This window comes from Ohtaekwangia koreensis (genome assembly GCF_900167975.1).
Classification (GTDB): Bacteria; Bacteroidota; Bacteroidia; order Cytophagales; family Cyclobacteriaceae; genus Ohtaekwangia; species Ohtaekwangia koreensis.
In genome coordinates this window covers 780293-801007 of the sequence record NZ_FUZU01000001.1, presented here as the reverse complement: position 1 = coordinate 801007, position 20715 = coordinate 780293, and the positions used below count along the sequence as shown (strand labels likewise).

Here is a 20715-nt window from a genome sequence, read left to right as displayed (position 1 = left end):
TCACACTGAATTCAAAAACGAATTTGGAGATTTTGTTTTTGATCCAGTCACGAACACTTTATCAATTGAGAACAAGTCGCCTAAGTTGGGAAGGTATAAAGTTTTCTTCACTCAATTGTTGAGACGGTAGAATTGTCGGCAGGGTTTTTCGAAGTTTCAAGTTTTAGAACCTACTACACCACTTTCATCAGTATGGAACTCTTGTACTTATATGTTGATGCGTATCGAAATTTTAAAAGCGAAGGCTTTAACTTCAGTAATGAATTTCTATTCACAACTTCGATTGAAGATCAAGAAGTAAGCATCTCGGTAGACCAAAAGAAATTTGCTCTTCAGAATTTCTTTGTTAATAAGCACATCTTAAATGTCACGGCCATAATTGGCCAAAATGGAACTGGAAAATCTAACATACTGGAATTTATTAGAGATGAGCTTGCGTTTGGCCAGGGGATAAAGAGTCGATGTATTGTTGCAATCAAAGACCATGATGACAACAAAAATCCACTAAAAATATATTTTGTAAACGGATTGAAATTGCCACTGATTGATCGAACTAATGTTTTCAAGACGTTTGAAATTGATCATAATTCAGAGGAGTCAAAGCTTGGTACATTAAGTTTTTACCCGGACATCCGAGCCTTCTATAATTGTTCCGTGATTTATTACTCAAATATTTTTGATCTAAGGTATTCATCAAAGCTACAACCTCCACTCGAAGAAGCCGTGACGGAGGACACTGAAAACAGATTCAATAATATATCTACACTTGCAATTTTAGATAAGGACCATGAAAATTATGCTTCTGAATTCAAAGCCACCATTGACAAGACCGATGCATATAAGGTAAGGGAACTCGGTAGGAATATCCAATTCATTACGACCGAGAATCGATCACAACTAGACTTTAAACTTCCGAATGAATTAGTGGTGACGATCTTAGAGGAAGATAAAAATGTAATGAAGCGTGTCGAATCGAGCGCACAGCGCTTACTGGAATTCTTAGATAGTCAGGCAAGTGAGTTTTCGATTTCCAACGAATCAGGGCAAGTTTTTATCAACCGAATTTGTCGTGCCATTTTGTTCAATTATTTTAAGAATAATTTAGATTTTCCTCGCTTTCAATCCGAGGGCGAGTACTTAAGATCAATCGCTGGGAATAGCTTTATGGAATTCTTCTTCAATTTCTTCAGGGAGATTTTGAAGGATCGTGAAGGCGACAAAGCCTATACTTTTATACAGAGTTCCATTGATCTCGTTGACTTCTTGTTTAAGTACCTTGTTCGGAGACACACCGCATTCCATCCAACAGACGATGGAGGAGCCTTAGTTCTTAATGTTACCTTTGAGGGCAAAGACGACATCGGTAAATTCCTGAATCTATACATAAACGCACGTCCTTTTTCTGATTTTTTAACATTCTACTGGAGAGGATTAAGTTCGGGTGAGCAATCCATGCTCACCCTTTTTTCCCGATTTCACTCGCTCTCCGACAGTCAGGCCCCGCATAACTTAAGACTTAAGGATCACTTGCTCATATTAATCGATGAAGGAGATGTCTATTTTCATCCGGAGTGGCAAAGGAAGTATTTGGAGCTTTTGATTTCGTTTCTACCAAAGAACTTTGGCAAGAGGAAGATTCAATTAATCTTAACATCAAACACACCATATCTAGCTTCTGATCTACCAAAGTCAAACATTTTATTTCTTAGAAAGGACAAGCTCAATCAAGAAGACGGAGTTCAGTATCAAATTGCCCAGAACCCAGATAACGATAGAAAAGAAACATTTGCATCAAACATTCACACGTTACTTTCAAATAGCTTTTATCTAGAAAATGGCCTCGTTGGTAGCTTTGCAGAGAAAAAGATCAATGAAGTGATCGGTTTCATTAAGAATAAAAATCGGGACATCTCCAAGTTGCAGTCAATGAAAAACATAATTGAAATAATCGGAGAACCAGTCATCAAAAATCGTTTGAAAGAGCTATGGATAAGAGAGTTTGGTGTTGATGAGGAAATTGAAGAGTTAGAGAAGAAGATTAATGAATTGAAGCTTATGAAGAAAAAAAGGCCGAGTAAATGATAACAATTGGAAAGAGCCTAACTGAACTGGATAAACTTGCTAAGCAGCACTTCAGGCTATTGAAGGGTAATCCATTTAGTATCGAGAATGCTCTCGCAGCAAAGTTAGCTTCTGGACTGCCCCCAACGGAGATGGCCTTCTACAATGAAGTCCACATTAGACTCAGAGATATTATCACAAAAAAGCCCAGTGAATTAGAGAATCATCGAACTATTCTTTCACCCCTTTATGAGGCAATTCTTACGGCAAGAACAGTAGGTATACCGCCAAAGCAAGTGAAGGCTGTTCGAAAGATTCTTAATAGTGAGATAATGAGAATATTTGATTATGATAAATTTTCCAGAAGTAAGCATGCCTACGATTTAGCAGAAAAGTTAGGTGCAAATGTATGCTTATATTGTAATAGGCAGTACACATTCACGCTCAAAGGGAAAACGGACAAGACAAGACCACAATTCGATCATTTTTATGATAAAGGTACTAACCCTTACTTCGCTGTTTCTTTCTATAACCTAGTTCCCAGCTGTTCAATTTGCAATTCGAACCTTAAAGGATCAGATGTTTTTAATATAGCTGATAACTTCCATCCTTATATTGATAATTGTGATGATGTAATGAGTTTCAGAATTGATGTTACGGCTGTTGATTTCATACACGGAAAAAAGAAGAGTTTCAATATTCTTTTAGAAGAGGAAGACTCAACTGTTGACACGGTGCTTTATGGTAGAGCCCAAAAGAATGCGGAAACATTTCGAATTATTGATTTAAGTAATATGCACAAAGATTACGTTGTTGAATTAATCAGAAAGTCATATTACTATAATGAAGAGAAGTTGAGACAGCTTAAGGAGTTTGGAACAAAAGCAGGAAATCCTCTTTTTAGTTCAAATGAAGAAGTGCTTGAGTTTGTCATAGGTAACTACATCCGTCAAGACAAATTAGGTGATCGAGTATTAGCAAAACTGACCAAGGACATTGCGAAACAGTTGGGTTTATTTGATCTTTTAAAAAATTTGTAATTAATAATTGCGTTTGTGACGGCGCATTTGATTTCAAATATCAAGAATTAGGAAAGGTATGTTAAAGGATGTTTTGTGTGCAGACCTTGACGTAGTGTTCTGTGGAAGGGCGAGGCTTCGGCCAGTTTAGTAAACTATGGCCGGCAGAATCAAACCTTTGGTATAACCAAGATTTTTGTTTTGCCATCAACTTCAGGAAGTGCAAGAAAATATTGGAATGAGTCATACTGGTTTGATCTCAAGAATTTACTAGCGCACGGTATGTAGTTGTTAATGTTTAATTAGTCAGTGGTAAAGCAAAAATTATGATTTCGGAAATCAGCTTGTTGAGAAACATCGGACAGTTTGATTTCAATATCTCCAGGTCCAAGAATTCCTTTGACTAAACTCACATTATTCAATGCGGAAAATGGACGCGGAAAAACTACATTTTCTGCCATACTCCGGTCGCTAGCTCAGAATAACCCCACGCTAGTAATAAAACGTCAAAGGCTTGGCTCAAATAATCCTCCTCACGTTGTACTTCAGATTGGCAATCGATCTTATAACTTTCAAAACAATTCCTGGTCAGCTAGTTTTCAAGATGTCGCGGTGTTTGATGATAGTTTTGTTACTGAAAATGTTTGCTTAGGACTTGAGATTTCGAAGCAGAACAAGCAGAAGCTTCACGAACTCATTTTGGGTGCAAGCGGTATTGCCCTAAATAGTCAGTTACAAACTCATGTGGCAAGAATAGAAGAGCACAATCGCTCATTGAGGGAAAAGGAAGCGGCCATCCCGGCCTCCGCGCGTGGAAATTATTCAATAGATGCTTTCTGTGCGTTACAACCAATTCTGGATATTACATCTCGACAGCTGATGTGACAAAGCAACGTGAAGTGGCAGTTGCATTACGACCAGTCCTTGAAGCATACTTTAGGGTTGCATATTCAGAAGTATTTCCTCCAGGCACACTACTAGGCCCATTTCACGGCAGGTGTGTTACCGCGTTGTCAAATGGCTCGACTATATTAACTCAGGCCGACTTGACTGAGCTAGCTCGTCTAAAGGATTATTCCAACAAATTCCATCATGATACTAATCCAGCCTATGCTACTGAGCTAATCAATGATCAGGAGTTACTTGATCATTGCCTTCGTACTATTGCCTTTACTCGAAGGAATTGAGAGTACGTTTCAAATTCAAGCAATTCTCCCTATCTTCACCCCCACATTACGAATTGAACTAAGTGAATCTATTTGTAAAGGTGGGAATTCGGGAAAGAGAATACCTATCGGTTACAAAAAATTGACATCCAACGAGTAGGCGAAGAGTTCAGACTCCCTCCTCAATTCATTGATTAAATACCTTTACCCCTTCTCCTGCGCACTTTGCTAAGCTCTGTAATATCCGACTGATCGGTTTTACGATTGACAGTACGCTTATTTGCTATCAAATCATCGTAAGAAAGTATGCGAAGAGTAACGCCTCCGATGTCAATGATTTCAGCCTTCGAATTACAACTTAAAAATGAATCTAAGCCTTCCATTATGGGAAGAAAATCTGTATGAAAATCTTCATGAGGAATTTTTAAGAACGTTCGCTTCTTGTCAAAAATTAACTCCTTTAGATCCGTCGTATCAACTTGCAATTCGTCAAGCGCTTGAACAAGGTTATGGTAATTCTCAGCCGTTGGGTTATACCAAAAATCAAGATCTGCTTTCAGGTTCGGGTTCACCTGACCTATTCCAGAAGGGCGATTAAAGCCGTAGTGACTAACTGCTGCTCCACCGACCACAAGATACTCTACGTGGTGTGAGTTGAGAACGCTGCATACCTTGATAAGATATTGCTTTAACTCCTCACCGATCATTGTTTATTGTGTATTTAGAGATTTCTTCGCTGAACCTTTTTTTTCGGAATGAGAAAAAATGTTCATCAAAGCTTTTGAAGCAGCCTCACGTTTTTTTTTCGGAACAGCGGCCATTAGCTCTCTCTCTAGCGCCTCCTTTTCCTCGATTCTATGGTATACAATTGCTTTAATCATCAGACAATCAAACGAGCCATTTAGCTCAATAGTTTTTCAAATTTCGCGCTTTTAGGCGACAAATACAATCCACGCTTGCTTACCATGATTGCTGAAAGATGGCTTAGTATAGTTACTCGTTGACCAAATCCAAAATATCCTTAATGCTTGCTATATAGTCTTAAAAGCACTTGAACGATTCAAAAACAACCTATATATTTACCGTCATACGGTTTGGATCGATTTGATCCGATTTGAACAGGCGGAAATTCGATACCTATAGATATAGTATAACGAATATCCCTGAGAGCGAGAATGATATATAGTAAGTTTTGTTCTCTGCGGCTCCACACGATACAAAGAAAATATGAAAGCCCGAATCTGGATGGTTCGGGCTTTTTGTTTTCAGCTACTCTATCGGAAAGTATATCATCCAGGTATACCGATAAATCCCCATTGAAATACTATCTCAATACAGGATCGCAATCTTAGAAGTCGGCGATGCTCAATTGAACACTATGCGCATTTAGGATTTTCGAACCTTCAAATCCGCTAGCAAATTATTATACTTCATCTGTGCTATGAGAAGCGCCTCATAATAATACTTAACGTTCGCGCTAAGAAAGTTTAGCCGATTCCAAAACTCAATTCCTTTATCGGAAGGAACAGCAGCAAAATCAAAACGTTCAACATTATATTGAGAAATGAATGTATTTCTGAATAATTCAATATTAGATTGATACCGCGCATGCAAGTCACGAAGTTTCTGATTTACCTCTTCAACATCCTTGATTGATTTCAGTTTTCTCATATCGATCAATTTCATATCTCCACTAAATAACATAGATTGATATGTGGAAGTCGTTGGCTCGAATACATTATAGCAGAAGTAAGTGCAATAAATGTTAGCATTTGCTTTTTTATGGTTCATGACATATAGATCATTGAGTAATATTGTTAAGCTATCATGCTGAACTCCTACGACCTCGATGGCATCAATAATATTTGCACTGTCTTTTTTAACATCATTGCGTAGGTGATCTAATATTGTTGCCTGATATTTTTCTTCCTTCTTTTGCTCCGCCCAACTGCTTATAAAGAATGCTGACAAAACACTAAGAAATACCATAGTGGATTCTGTAATCAGATGGAGAATGCGGTCTTTCATAATAATTAAATTGTTTACATGAAATACAAATAAAGGGCTGCAGATTACCGCAGCCCCCTCTATGAATATATAGCCCTATTTATTAAACAACTTGATCACTTTACGACCGGATCTTGTTTTTACTTCCAGTAGGTATAATCCACTGGACATACTCTCTACCGGAAGATCAAGAGGTATAACAGAGGTGTCATCTGCCTGTAACTGTATTTCCTTAACGGTCTTTCCTGTGCTGCCTGATACTTTTAATACAATGGAACCACTTTGTGGATTCCTGAAATGAATAAAGGTAGTGCTGGCAATCGGATTCGGATAAGCATATACCGAGCTGTTACTATATAATTCGATCTCAGAAGCTATTTTCTCATTGTGATTACCACCAGCTATACGTGCACCTGCTCCTGATAATCTTACGATCTCTATACCATTTACCTGTGGATTATTGACGTTGCGCACAAATTCAAGATCAAGTGTACCATCGGTTACTGTAACATCGGCTTCACGCTTCAACGCAGCCATGCCGGCTTCTGCATATATATCTACATTGTCAAAGGCAAGCATACCTTCTGCGTTTACATCGAATATACGTTGTCCTGCTCCATTTACTGCACCGGTGCCGCCCTTCTCAGCAAAGAATAGTTTTACTTTGAACGATCCGTTGCCCGTAGGGAAATGCCAGATCATTGGCCCTACCGTTGTAGCATACCGGTTTCCACCAAATATATTGTTGGGTGCTCCTGTTGTATTTGTACCTGTCCAGGTATTGCTGCCAGTAGTATAAGTAGCGCGGGTTATATCCAGATAAGGAGAACGTCTGGTTGGATCCGTTCCCTCTTTATCCAGACCCCAGTTTAATTCCGGATCAGTAATTTCTAAACCTCCATTGTTGACACGGAATACTACAACAGGTTGCTGCTGCGCAGTTACGGTTACAACAGCGTCATCGTAAGATAAACCGCCACGTGTATCCGTTACGGTCAACCGGAAAGTATATATACCTTGCAAAAGCCCACTGGCGGATAGCGTTGCAGTAGTAACGTCACTTAGGGTTGCTCCCGCTGGCCCACTTACCTGCGTCCATATATAGGCGCCTATAGCATCATCTGCATCAGTAGCTGTACCATTTAATATTGTTGAGTTTGTCGGAAGTGTGATGAATTGATCTGCTCCTGCATTGACAACCGGAGGTTCGTTAACAAGTACTTGTACATCGTCTGACGCTGTTGCATTCAAATTATCTTTTACCGTGATGCGGAATATATAGTTACCAGCCACCAGATTCGATACAGTCAACGATGCTGTGGTTCCTCCTGACATGGTAACAGAAGGCCCACTTACTTTTTCCCAGAGATATTCCGTTATGGTGCCATCACCGTCGGTAGCGTTTGCCGTTAGGGTTGTTGAGTTAGCCGGCAAATGGATGTTTACATCTGCGCCTGCATTAACGGTGGGCAATGCATTCGTGGCTGTTACGGTTACCTGCACCTGATCAGTAGCGACAGCATTGTTATTGTCGGTTACCTTCACTTCAAATATATAGGTACCGAGCACGAGTTGTGAGAGATTAGCTATAGCCTTCGTAGAATTTGAAATCGTTACAGAAGGTCCGCTAACCTTACTCCAGAGATATGATTTTATAGAACCACCTGGATTCGGATCAGAAGCAGTAGCCGTTAACGTAGTAGTGTTAGCAGGAAGACTAACAACCTGGTCTGCTCCTGCATTCACTACCGGCAGTTGATTCACTACCAATGTAACATCATCATACGCATGTTGTCCTTTGTCATTTACGGCCAACAGAATGAACGCGTGCGTACCCGGCTGCAAATTCGATAGTTTTAAATTGGCCGTTGTGAAATCTTTGAAGTCCACAAGGGTAAGTGTACCTCCGTTTTTCTTATACCAGTAATAGGATGTAATGACATCTCCTGCATCGGGATCAGACGCAGTGGCGGTTAATGTAGTATAATTTAACGGCCAGGTTATAATCTGATCCGAACCACTAACAGTAGGCGGATTGTTTACGGTTGGCGTGTTCAGCGACAGAAACCATTCATATAGGTTTGGATTATATACCGAGTGGTCCGTGCGATAAGCGCGCTCATATGTTTTATTGTGGTCAGACCCAGGGTCGATTGTAAATATAGGGGCCGGGTCGGCTTTGAGCTTCACCATAGCATCCACCGGTATCTTACCATCAGACAAAGGAATCGCGGTGTCCTGATCGCCATGTATAGCCCATACGCGAATGTTGTTGGCTTCCGCTGCCGTACCATAGGATGAGCTTCCATTGGCAGCCACCGGTACCATGGCACTGAACAACGTTTCTCCTGCAGTCGTTTCATATCCCGCCGTCCAGCTTCCGCGACCGCCCATACTTAAGCCGGTAACATATAGTCTGTTCGGATCAATCTTATAGTGCGACTTCGCCCAGCGTGCAAAGGGTGCACCTACACCTACAAAATCCCATTGATTGGTTTGAGGTGAAAGAACAATAAAACATTCGTTTACTCCGCCAACTGTAAAGCACATGTCATGACCGTTCTTGATCATCTTTGGAGGACCATTTCCTACAAGCTTTTGCAAGTCGGCAGATGTACCCGTTCCCCTTTCTCCAGACCCATGCAGAAATATAATAGCAGGGTAAAGTTGTGGGGAGGTAGAGTCATAACCAGCCGGGAGATACTCCAGGTAGCCACCATTTGTCCATTGCTTTGGAACTTGCCGGCTGGAGGGCTGCGCAACCAGACGAACTGTGATAATACAAGTGAAAAGTAAAATGAGGGCGATCATTTTTTGATTCATACATCGAGGGGTTAAGTGTATATTAAGTTTAAAAGAATGTCTGCTATTCGGTGAGTATAACTAATTAACTGGGCTACGAAGATAAGATGATGACGATATTTTCAAAGATATATACCCTAAAAAAATTCCGTCATTTATCAGATATAGACTAAGTTACTATCAAAATATTTACATTTAGACAATAAATATTCTGATAGATGCTGCCTGGAAGACAAGAACTTGCTCTGCGTCATGCAAAGCTTTCTAATGAGAATTGATAGAGATTGCTTGCAATAAAAAAGACTATACACCAGATGCTCTATTGGCGGTTGAGGCCGAGATAAACAAACGCCAAATATCTGTTCAGGAGGTAAATCGATTCATTGGCAAAAGAAAGGCGAAGCAAGATATACTTTATAAGAATGTCGACACTCCTCTTACACTGTGGGAAAAGATATTGTTCTCTATGGCGTTGGTTCATGCCAGGATTTATCACCATAGCCATTAATTTGAACTATAGTGAGGATGGTTACAGCAGAAAGTTGCGTCAAAGTAAGTTCTTTCGTATAGCCGGCTTTATTTCATTTTTAACTATAGTCTTTTTATTGCTCATCTTCGACTTTGGTAATATCGCCACATTTACCCTCCTGGCTATATTCTTTTTAGTAAGCATCGTCATTGAAAAGGTTACACTCAGCAAGTAGGCTCACCATCTTTCGCACCAATTAGTGATTCGTTACACCAACTATATAACATTTGATTTTTTCATTTGGATAATCAGTTCAAAATCAAGTTTTATGTACAGCCCACATGTTTTAATCGACCTCACCGTGATATACTGTACTGGCTATAATCCAAACTAATTTCTGGCAACAATAGGATTTTCTGTGTAAGAACTCCATAGTTGATCTATACTTCTTCCGGTTTGTTGTTGCCAGATAGCATCCGTGTAAGTTGCTGTGCGCATAGCGCGGTCGAGAATCTTTACTATACCAGGCTTCACCTGTTTTTCCATCCATACCAGGAAGCGTGCCGTTACTCGATAACCATTGCTATAGTGCTGTCCTTCCATATAGGGTGGTAATGCCCATCCCCCACCCGCATTATCAACGCCGTTTACATACCGTACGTAATCAGCAATACCCTCGGTAATCCACCAGGGTCCTGCATCACCAGGATAATTCTGCACGATGTGCATGATCTCGTGCGTCACCACATCTATATCTCCCGGATGACTGCGGAACCACTGTGGATTATAGCGCACATGCGCACCCGAGGCTTCGGCTACTCCAGTATACGCTGTATCAATCTCAAATGTAATTTCCTTTACAGCGTGTGCATTATACCCCTTCACCAATACCGGATATACATCAAAAAACGTTTTGATCATCCGCTCTTTTACTTTCACATCGAACGCCTTATCGTAATTAACAAAAATTAATGTATAGCCACGTTTCTTTACAGTTTCCTTTTGTTGAGACAACACGTTATGCGGTGCCACACTGACTACAGCCAGCAGAAGATATACTAATGTTCTAACTTTCATTTACACAATCTGTTAAAATTTTAAAATACAAATTACTTGCAGGTACAGGCTTGTAAAAGAGCCTGCTATACGTTTCATTTAAATATGATAAGGCTTTACGGTCGCTTCTTGTTACACACACCGATCTCAGTAATGGCAGGTGCCTCGCTGAATTTATCCATTACCAAACAATTCGGTTGAATCGATTTTACCAATGAGTATATTTCATCAAACGGAACATCATCGTATGATATACGCGACCACGGAGCGTCCCATCCGTCAATGACAACGGCAGTAATATCACCGTAATGGGTAAGCAACTCGGTAAGCTGCTCTTTGATCATTTCAATGTGTCCGTCAATAATCTGCCCCGACCGAAGTCTGTAATGTGTATCGAGTATAGAGAAGTATAGCATTACTTTCAATCCACTCGCATGAAAGACATCGGAATACTCTTTTACCACATCACGCTTCAGCGGACTATTCATCACATTATACTCCGTGGTCTTTGTATCCCACAAGGCAAAACCGCTATGGTGTTTGGTTGTGATATAACCGTACGACACGTCATCCGTCTTTAGCGTTTTAACCCATCGATCGCAATTCAGTTTCTCGGAATTAATTATAGCAGGCGATACTTCCGGGTAGGCCCAGTCCAGATCCATAAACGTTACGATATATACACTATGGAAATATCTCAGAGAGTTTGGCGTTTAATGCTTCGCCACGAAGGTCACGTGCTATAATTTTTCCTTCGGGACTAATCAAAAAATTAGCAGGTATAGCACGCACGCCATATTGTATCGCCGCTGCATTGTGCCAGCCCTTCAGATCAGATACTTGTGTCCAGGGTAAATTATCTTTTTCAAGCGCCTTGCTCCAACGATCTTCCTTATCATCGAGGGACACACCAAGTATATTAAAACCTTTATCCTTGAATTTCGCATATTGCTCCCGCAGGTTTGGATTTTCTGCACGACAGGGACCACACCAGCTTGCCCAGAATTCCAACAGTACATATTTACCTGCATAGGAGGACAGCTTTACCGGATTACCTTTTATGTCATTCATGGTAAAGTCAACATAAGGCTTACCCACCTGTGTTACCTCAAGGTTGGCGATGTGCGCTACAATTTCTTTCGCCTTATCCGTTGCCTTAAGCTCATCGGAAAGTGCCGCATATAGTGTTGATGCTTCGCGATAATTAGACTCGTTGGTCCAGTATAGAAGTTCGCTCAACGCAGCATAGCTTTTGCTATACTCAGCGATAAACTGCTTGCGGATTGCACTTTCACTGCGATACAATTTATCAGCCTCGGCTGTGAGTTTCTCGGCTTCCTGCGTTTTGTTCGCTTTCTTTGCGGCTTCAGCCTGATCATATATAGCCATCGTTTTAACGCGGTGCTCAGCAATACGTTTATCAAGTATACTATAATCGCTTTGCACAGGTGACCCCGTGATTACAATTTTATCCGGTGCCTCAACATTTCCTGTAAACTTCATGTCTGAATTCTCCACGTAGAACACTTTCTGGAAGCGTACTTCTTTGGAGAAGATAATGCACATAGACGGTTCTGCTACTTTCCCACTGAACTGAAATGTACCATCTTTCAAGAGCAACGAGTCGCGATGCTCAACACCTTTATAGGAGTGATACATATATAGATATGAAGGCTTGAGTCCTTCCAGTTTACCATGGATCACGAAGCCACGCTCCTGTACATCAACGAGCGGATCATTGAAGAAGAACAGGGATGTGACAAATGCAAGAATAATTGATTTCATCTTTATCAGAATTACGTTGAAAATGATTTTATTTACTAGTAAGCAACGTGCGTATAGCTTTTACGGGTATAGCTTCACGCGACACCATTTGCAAATGCTGCGCAGTGTTATAGAGTGATCGCGTTGCCGATACAATACCGATCACGTTGCCTTTATTATCCAGCACAGGTCCCCCACTGGAGCCTTGCGAAAAATCGGCTGTAACCGAAATCTTGTCACCACCATCACGTTTATAAAGTCGCGATACGCTTCCGGTAGTAAAAGAATAATACATATTATGCGGATGTGCGATTATATTCACATCATCACCAGGTTGTGGCATATCACCCAGCGGTAATGCATATAGCTTCTTACCCTGTGTGTTGATTTTAAATATTGCTACGTCATCCTGAAGATTTGCTGCTAATACTTCAGTGATTGGATATACATTTCCTTCCGTGTCCATTACAACAACAGTAATGTCAGTATTTTCATCTGTAGCCTGTCCTCGGAATATATGATAGCTGGTTACAGCCAATCCACTTTCATCAATTACGAAACCCGTGGCAGCACGCAAGTGATCATTGGGACAATGTGAACATTTATACAACGTACCCACTACCAGCACGGCCTTTTTACACCGACTATAGATCGCAGCATCCGCCAACACTTTCCTGGAAGGCTTTACGAGTTTTGCCTTACATTCTGTTCGCGAAAGCTGTGAACCAAGTTGCTGCATGGAAACAATTTGCTGGCTATCAATAAGCTTTCGGCCTTCCGTTTCCAGACGGCTATAGATTGCCTCGTCTTCAATTGTACCTGCAGTAAATGCATAGGTGGTGGTTTGTGCCCACGTAGTCGGGCAATACGCCACCAGGGCCATCACCACTATACTTACAAATCCTCTTATCTCTTTTCTCACGTGCGCTAATTTTGATCAACGTTTACTATGTAGCCTAACCGTTGTACATCCCTAAAGGAAATGGGGATTATTTTTTCTGATGCTATACTATTAAAACATCCTGCGTGCGCAGTCGGCCGCAACACGCAGGAGTTAACCTAAACATCACCGTCTGATCACAACATCTACCGGGTTACCGGGGATACCTTGATAGCGTGTAATTACATTTCCATTTTTTCCTGTACTAACATCCAGGTAATACAAGTTGCCTTGTGTACCGGTAACCAATGTATCACCTGACGTAGTAAGTTTCACCATCGATACGTCTTTACCTTCGAAATCCGCTTCCATCGGTAAAAGCTCTTCGTTCACCGGATTATAGCGATATACTTTGTCGCCAGACGAAAAGTATATCAGCTGCAGCATTGAGCCAGCCCATTTGGTATTGGCAGTAATGAGGTCGCTTCCTTTGAACACGCGCCTGTAATTCGCAAAAAATGTATTGGGAGAGTTAAAGAAATTATACTCATATATCTTCCCTGTATTGTCTTTCAAATACGCCATACTCGAAGCACTGTTGAGGTATAGCATATGTACAAGCTCCAACCCTACATTGGCAGGATCGAATCCGGAACCGATGGGTATAACAACATAATCCGTTCCAAAGTAAGCACCATCATTGCTAAACCTAACAAAACGCTTCTTGGTGGTATCATATCCAATATAGTATTGGAATTCAACAAAGATAAAACTCGGTGCAAGAGTATAATCCCCGGCGGCTTCATTCCCATATTTACCATAAGCGCTTCCAGAAGGGTCGCTGTTGGTTGAGCCTCTGTAAAATTTACCGTTGATTACACCAGAAGTAACTCCGGATATACCGGTACGAAGACTGCCCATAGCAATGGAAGCGGGCTTATCATAAAAATTCTCGCTGATATAGGATGAACGAATAAATGTATTTACATCTACAATCACACCCGACTCCTGACCTTCACCGAACAACAACCAAAAATTTTTCAGGTTTGCATTCCCTGGCTGCCATCCGCGATTCACGGCTAATATTTGTAGCGGCTTACCGGGGAGTTTTTCGCTGTTGATTGCCTCATATAAGCGCGTAAGCAAAGTGTTATCCGGTTTGATAAAGGATATCTCAGAGACGCCACCTTCTTCACTGAGTATAACGGTACCCTTGGTGAACTCCGTTTTACCTTCCACCTGAAATGAATAATAATACTTCATTCCATTGGTATGATCAACAATCGTAAACAGGCCATTATATATACCCGGGCTCAGTGTAAATACTTCGTTTAACACCGGCCCTTGGTAGATAATCTCAAAGGGCGGGTATGGAAAGGAAATTTTCCATTGATACGTGAGCTCGTCAGTGTTCAACAGACTATGCTTCACAGTGGGTCTAATACGAAGTGTATCACCTACGAATGCGGTATAGATCGTATCCTCAAGCCCCGTAACCACCGGCTCCTCGGGCGGAGTATAATTATAGTTACCCAGATCTTTATAACACGCGGTTGCCAACAACAAACACGCCAGCACACTGCATATAATTGATATCCTTGTTTTCATTTTTCGCGAGAGGTTAATTTATGATGACGCGATCGTCATACTCATCAATAAAATAATACTTGCCATCAGCATCATACTTTTCAAGCGTATAGCGTACATCCGGTATATCAGATCTATAAAAATCATATATACCCTCACCCTTTTCTTCAAGTACGTAAGCCGGATTCTGGGCTACCCAGACGAATGGGTCGCGTAAAAATCTCCGTAGCTTATCGATGAGGAAGAGGTTGTAGGGTATGAGCGCATTGTTACCTTCATAGGAAGAAATAAGGTCTATATTTCCTACGGAGATAAGATACAACGCATGTTTTGCTCGCGTATAGTCACGCAGTTCACTTGACCACATGGGCCACCACACAGGCATTTCGAGGCGGTTTGAAAAAACGACTTTTGCTGTAATGAGGTGCGGGAACTCTACACCCAGTTCTTCTGTGGGAGTAAGCACCATGGTCGCTGCGACACTGCGATTCTCAAGTTCAGGATCCTCGTTGTATAGAATGAATGGAACCAGTGTTGATCCTGAATCAGCCGCTATTGTATAGGACGGTTGCAAGGGTTCGAAGTGAACGCCAGGCTGTGCGGTAGTGCGATCGCCAACAATCGCCATCGTAAAGTGACGCTCCTGATTGATACGTCTTCCCGAGATACGCACCGGCAGATATACTGTATCTACCTTGACACCCGGTGTAAATGCAAAGGTATAGATTACGCTGTCGCGCTCTTTTGTTTCAGGATCAAAATCAAAGTATACATTATCGGAAGATGTATATACATTGGCATGGTCTTCGGCACAGCCCGCGCACATGGCGGCTGCTATCCATGCAAAGAGTATTGTTCGTTTCATGATCGTATGCAGTTTACAGGCTATAATTATTCACGCTGACCAAATGCAATTTCATCATTCGGCATGGGTAACATAAAGATCTGGTTGCTGGCGGGTATAGATATACCACCCTGCCCCACGATATTCCGGTTAAGCCGTTTATACATGTAGAAGATCTGTCCTTCAGCAAAAAATTCCTTCCGGCATTCCTTCAGCAATTCATTTAGGAAGATGTCTCGCGAAGTTTCACCGTGTATCTCCTGACCTATACCACGGTTGTAACGCACCTTGTTAAAATAATTCCAGGCTGCTTCCGGATCCGTATCAAAGGCTGCTTCAGCCGCGATATAGTACATTTCACTGAGGCGCAACGCAGGGGCTACAAGTGGATGGCGGTTGTTGTCAGCACGTTTATACTTGTATATGTAGAAAACAGATGATCCTCCTGAGGACGTCTCACGCAACCATTGCTTATACCGGTAATCAACACTCCCTACACTTCCGGTTTCGAAGATTGCTCCGCCTTCCGATACTGTGCAGTTCAGCCGGGTTCTATCCTCACGGAAGCGATCCCTCAGATCGTCCTTGCGTTTGGCTATATCCCACGCGAACAACAACTCTTTATACATCACACGATCTTTATCTTCTTCTCGATCTGCATTAAAATCTTCCTTCTTCGTCCAGGGGAATTTATTGGAGTTAATAACTTCCAAAGCCTGTTCGAGTGCTTTGGGTTTATCATTCTTTGCAAGATATACCCGTGCCAGCGTTCCGCACACGGCATAATAATTCATACGATGCCTGCGATTATGCAGAAAGATTCGTCCTTCCTCTTCAGTATCCGTATTATCACCCGGATAACCTACGATATAGCTTTCCGTATTGATAGGATCCACATCACGCATTAGTTCTTTTGCAGCCAACAGATCGGCAATAGCATTGTTCAACACTTCGGTGCCTGAGGATTGAACCGTTACCGCATTGCTATAGGTTGTTACATACGGAATAACTTTTGCTTCCGGATCCACGCTATACGCAGGAGCAAACATGCGGTATATATCAAAGTGTAAATAAGCCCGCAATGCCAGTGCTTCACCTTTTATCAACTTGTAATCGCTTTCATAATGAAACAGGCTCTTCTTTTCATCTATATTCTCCAGCAACAGGTTGCAATTGGCAATGGCATTGTATAGCGCCAGCCACGTTCCATCCTTGCGGTTTATAAAGTACTGATCACCATAGTTAAAATTCATGGTCTGTTCATATTGATACTTCGCAGGATCATACGTGTCATTGTAATCGACAGCATCATAATTCTGCGCGAGCACATCCAGGAAACCGAATGTCACTTCATTTCCATAGCTATCGTTTTGTGTACCGCGCACATATATACCGACGAGCGCTTCCATAAAACCTTCCTGTGTACTGAAAAGTACATCTCTATCCACCTGTGACTGGGGCTGCACATCGAGGTAATCCGCGCAGGATGTTATCATTACAGCCACTACTGTCCATAGTATAATTTTCTTCATCATGGTAAATCAGAATCGTGATTGAATGGCAAAAGTTACGGTCCGTGCAAACGGGTAATCTATACCGCGTTCCATCTTTATACTTGACTTACGCCACACATCATTCGCGGTGAGTGAAAAGCGTAATGTCCGCATGTGCCATTTGTTTGTTATAGCACCTGGCACTTCATACGAGAGGTTGACCGATCGCAGCTCTACTGTATTTTCCTGTTGTACAAAACGCGACGATGCACGTGTCTGCTCCCAGTCCATAATATCTTTATACATCGCATGGTCACCGGGTTGTCTCCAGCGATCATTGAGTACGCGTACATCAACGTTGTAATGAGGATCTGCATTCTCTACTCGGTCGATCAACGTTTGATTGAATAAATCGCCACCGAATTTGGTATAGAAGTAAAAGCTGATAATAAAATTACCGTAGCCTATATCTGCGCCAAAATTTCCTTCAAGGTCAGGCGCAGTGCTTCCTACCGGCACAATGTCGCGAACGTTATAACCATAGGTAAGTGTCCCATCTTTTCGCTGGAAGATCTCTTTACCATTTTCAGGATCGATGCCCAACGATTGTACAGCATAAATAGTACTCAACGATTCACCTTCGCGGTAACGAAGTAACGGTACAGATTTATTATCACCTTCCTCCTGCTGTTTATCAATCTCATCATTATACTTCTTCAGCGACTCGGATATTTTTTTAATCGTATTGATGTTACGTGATCCGTTTCCAAAAATGTCCACGAACCATTTTTTACCACGAAGTATATTGGCGCGCATGTTAAATTCAAAACCGCGATTCTCCATTTGTCCGAGGTTCGATTTATAGGACACAAAGCCGAGTGAAGGTGGCACAACGATATCGGCCACCAGGTCGTCTGTTAACCGGTAGTAGTACCGTGGTGAGAAGTATACACGGTTCTGAAATAAATTTGTCTCTATACCGATATCATAGTTTTGCGTGCGCTGCCAGCGCAGATCTTCGTTACCATACGCTTTCACAACAGCCCCTACACCACTGGAGTACCAGTCCTGGTAATATTCATACGTTGTACTAGCGAGGTACGAATCAAATGATACTTCACCGGTAAGCCCTGTACTGGCTCGGATCTTTAGCTGGTTAATTACTTTTGATCTGGCAAGAAATTTCTCCTTATGCAAATTCCATCCTATACCTACTGACCAGAACGGTGCATATTTATTATCGGGTCCAAACTTTGACGAACCATCAAGTCGTACCGATATATCTGCGAGATATTTATCTGCCATGGAGTAATTACCGCTAAAGAAGAAGCCGAGTAATTTCTCCTGCGAATACCAACCTACGGGATAATCATCATCTCTATAGGCATTGGCGAATCCTACATTATCAAAGCGGTCATTTGCAAAACCGATTGCGCGGAAGCCTTTAAAATCAGAAGAGTAATCGCGGATGTTTGTGCCGAGTGAAGCATTCACAAAATGTTTACGCAATGTTTTATGAAGGGACAACACCATGTTACCATCGTAGGTCAACTCGTTATTCGTTTTATACTGATACTCACCACGCTTTTTCAAGTCGTCACCACTGGTCCAGGTATAGTATTGATTGCTGAAAGGCGAGTTGAACATATCTTCACTGTTCAGCGTTTTGTTAAGACTGAGTTGTCCACGCAGGTCAAGTCCGGTCAGTATATTCCATGAAACTGAAAACGAGTTGATGATCTGTGTATAAGCGCTCTTGTTAAAGCTGTTGAGTGTAGCATTGTATGATGGGTTGAGCACAATTTCTGAAACAACCTTGCTGTTTCCTTCTTCACCGGGTTCTGTCTCACGCTTTTGCCATTGATCTATCTCCTGACTGATGTTACCATTCGCATCGCGTTTAGCATAGTATGGATTCATTCGCACAAAGTTTGAAAAACTTCCAAAGCGTGACTCCTGCGCATTTACCTGCGCGATAGAAAGTGTATTGTTAAAATGAAACTTACGAAGGTGATAACCCAGTGTTACATCGAGACCGGCACGTTCTCTTTCTGATCCGATCATAACACCTTTCATAGTTTGATAACGTGCCGTAACGTTGTAGAGCAATACATCCGATCCACCTTCTACACCCACAGAAGCGTTGTGTCCTATAGAAGTCTCAACCGGTTCTGACAACCAATATGAATTTACACCACTGACTACACTTTTCCTCCGGTCGTAATAGCGTTGATCGTGTTGATCCTGTGTATAGGTATTGTTATAGTCGCGGGTTGCATCGTATACACCAGCCAATAATTCATAATCCAGTTTTTGCTCCGCATTGAGTACATCATATACCGAGAGATCCGGATTGTTGGTGGTTAACTCGTAGTTAAATGAGAATTGCAGTTTACCTTCTTCCGGTTTCTTCAGTGTAATAATTACCACACCATTTGCTGCACGTGATCCATATATAGCGGTGGCTGCTGCATCTTTTAAAATGGTAATGGAGGCGACACGATTAATATCGAGGTCATATATATTCTGAATACCTACTTCAAAGCCATTGAGTATAAAGGTAGGGTTGTTCGGATTGTTCAGATTTCTGCGACTTACCAGGTTGTCGTTCGTGGTTGCTCCTGTAGAAGGTAAACCTGTTTCACCTCGCACTGTTATATCGGGTAACTTATTCGGGTCCGAACCAAATTGATTGTCTACCTCTACGCGGAAAGAAGGATCGTAAGCCTGTATACTTTTGAAGAGGTTCATGGGATTTACTTTCTTCAAGTCTTCACCGCTTACAGTAATGGCCGTACCAGTAAAACTTTCCTTACGTATTTCCTGATAACCGTTGACAACAACTTCGCCAAGCGCAGTAACATCTTCGAGCAGCTTCACTTGTATATCGGTCTTGCTACTGATCGGAACTTCCTGCGGCTGATATCCTACAAATGAAAATATAAGGGATCCTTCTTTGTGTTCATCCGGTAACGACAGCACAAAAGCACCATCCCGGTCAGAGGTTGTACCAATGGTTGTACCCTTTAGCAGGATATTGACACCAGGCATACCTTCACCACGCTGATCGGTAACTTTACCTTGCAACGTGAAGGCTACCCAACGCTCCGCATTGCCACCCGAAGGAGCCCGCTTCTCTTTTGTTTTCTCTTCCTTGCTATTATCGTATAGTAAGATCTGTCCGCTGATCTCTTTGAATTTGATTTCAGCCTGACGAAATAAATCTTCCAGTATGTTTTCAACGGTTTCATTTTCTACATGCAGAGATGCTTTCTGCTCGACTGGCACAGCGGTAGAACTATATACGAATTTAATACCAGCCTTTTCATGAATGATATCAAGAATCTCCCGGATCTCTGTCTCATCTGTTGAAACCGAAATTCGCTGATCGAGTATCTGGGCTGCCACCGGATTTACACATGCTATATATAGTATCAAGACGGCTGTTACCGGCTGCACAATAAGGGTCCGCACTGCTGTTTTCAGTGAAACAACAAGTCGCTGTTTTTTCATACCTTTAAAAGTTTTGTATTGAGAACTCCTATTTCTGGAACAAAACACTACCGT

Annotated in this window: 15 protein-coding genes; 4 read left to right on the top strand and 11 right to left on the bottom strand. The window is 41.7% G+C overall.

The features are described from left to right. The first annotated feature begins 192 nt into the window (after positions 1-192). The 3 genes from B5Y40_RS03465 to B5Y40_RS03455 all read left to right on the top strand — a co-directional run bounded on the left by B5Y40_RS03465 (position 193) and on the right by B5Y40_RS03455 (position 3965). A complete protein-coding gene (locus B5Y40_RS03465; protein WP_079685307.1) occupies positions 193-2082 on the top strand; it encodes an AAA family ATPase in 1890 nt (629 codons plus the stop codon). After that, positions 2079-3101, top strand: a complete 1023-nt coding sequence (locus B5Y40_RS03460) for a hypothetical protein (protein ID WP_079685306.1) — start codon at positions 2079-2081, stop codon at positions 3099-3101. The genes B5Y40_RS03465 and B5Y40_RS03460 overlap by 4 nt, the downstream gene beginning before the upstream one ends. 345 nt (positions 3102-3446) lie before the next feature. After that, entirely contained in the window at positions 3447-3965 is a 519-nt protein-coding gene (locus B5Y40_RS03455; RefSeq protein WP_143785587.1) for a hypothetical protein, read from the top strand. Positions 3966-4440: 475 nt separating this feature from the next. Here the strand turns inward: B5Y40_RS03455 and B5Y40_RS03450 are convergent, their stop codons facing one another. From B5Y40_RS03450 to B5Y40_RS03440, 3 genes are all read right to left on the bottom strand, one after another. Then, positions 4441-4953, bottom strand: a complete 513-nt coding sequence (locus B5Y40_RS03450; RefSeq protein WP_079685304.1) for a nucleotidyltransferase — start codon at positions 4951-4953, stop codon at positions 4441-4443. A gap of 679 nt (positions 4954-5632) precedes the next feature. After that, positions 5633-6274, bottom strand: a complete 642-nt coding sequence (locus tag B5Y40_RS03445; protein ID WP_079685303.1) for a hypothetical protein — start codon at positions 6272-6274, stop codon at positions 5633-5635. Positions 6275-6349: 75 nt separating this feature from the next. After that, positions 6350-9076 (bottom strand): PKD domain-containing protein, encoded by a 2727-nt coding sequence (locus tag B5Y40_RS03440; protein ID WP_079685302.1) that lies wholly within the window; start codon positions 9074-9076, stop codon positions 6350-6352. A 458-nt stretch (positions 9077-9534) separates the two neighbouring features. Here B5Y40_RS03440 and B5Y40_RS29290 point away from each other — a divergent pair, with 458 nt between their 5' ends. Next, positions 9535-9759, top strand: a complete 225-nt coding sequence (locus tag B5Y40_RS29290) for a hypothetical protein (protein WP_143785586.1) — start codon at positions 9535-9537, stop codon at positions 9757-9759. Between the two features lie 155 nt (positions 9760-9914). On the opposite strand, the gene B5Y40_RS03430 is transcribed toward B5Y40_RS29290, so the two are convergent. The 8 genes from B5Y40_RS03430 to B5Y40_RS03395 form a co-directional block, all read right to left on the bottom strand. Further along, positions 9915-10601, bottom strand: coding sequence for a basic secretory protein-like protein (locus B5Y40_RS03430; RefSeq protein WP_079685300.1), 687 nt, complete (start codon positions 10599-10601; stop codon positions 9915-9917). A 95-nt stretch (positions 10602-10696) separates the two neighbouring features. Then, complete coding sequence (locus B5Y40_RS03425; protein WP_079685299.1) at positions 10697-11245, bottom strand: alpha-L-fucosidase; 549 nt, start codon at positions 11243-11245, stop codon at positions 10697-10699. Positions 11246-11264: 19 nt separating this feature from the next. Continuing rightward, entirely contained in the window at positions 11265-12365 is a 1101-nt protein-coding gene (locus tag B5Y40_RS03420; RefSeq protein WP_079685298.1) for a TlpA disulfide reductase family protein, read from the bottom strand. Between the two features lie 28 nt (positions 12366-12393). Beyond that, positions 12394-13266: a S1 family peptidase gene (locus B5Y40_RS03415; protein ID WP_143785585.1), complete on the bottom strand. Its 873-nt coding sequence runs from the start codon at positions 13264-13266 to the stop codon at positions 12394-12396. A gap of 144 nt (positions 13267-13410) precedes the next feature. Further along, positions 13411-14832 carry a PKD-like family lipoprotein gene (locus tag B5Y40_RS03410; RefSeq protein ID WP_079685296.1) on the bottom strand — a complete coding sequence of 474 codons (1422 nt, stop codon included), beginning with the start codon at positions 14830-14832 and terminating at the stop codon, positions 13411-13413. Between the two features lie 13 nt (positions 14833-14845). Further along, positions 14846-15676, bottom strand: coding sequence for a DUF4843 domain-containing protein (locus B5Y40_RS03405; RefSeq protein ID WP_079685295.1), 831 nt, complete (start codon positions 15674-15676; stop codon positions 14846-14848). Between the two features lie 26 nt (positions 15677-15702). Then, positions 15703-17190 carry a RagB/SusD family nutrient uptake outer membrane protein gene (locus B5Y40_RS03400; protein WP_079685294.1) on the bottom strand — a complete coding sequence of 496 codons (1488 nt, stop codon included), beginning with the start codon at positions 17188-17190 and terminating at the stop codon, positions 15703-15705. Positions 17191-17196: 6 nt separating this feature from the next. Next, positions 17197-20661, bottom strand: a complete 3465-nt coding sequence (locus tag B5Y40_RS03395; protein ID WP_079685293.1) for a SusC/RagA family TonB-linked outer membrane protein — start codon at positions 20659-20661, stop codon at positions 17197-17199. Positions 20662-20715 lie beyond the last annotated feature (54 nt).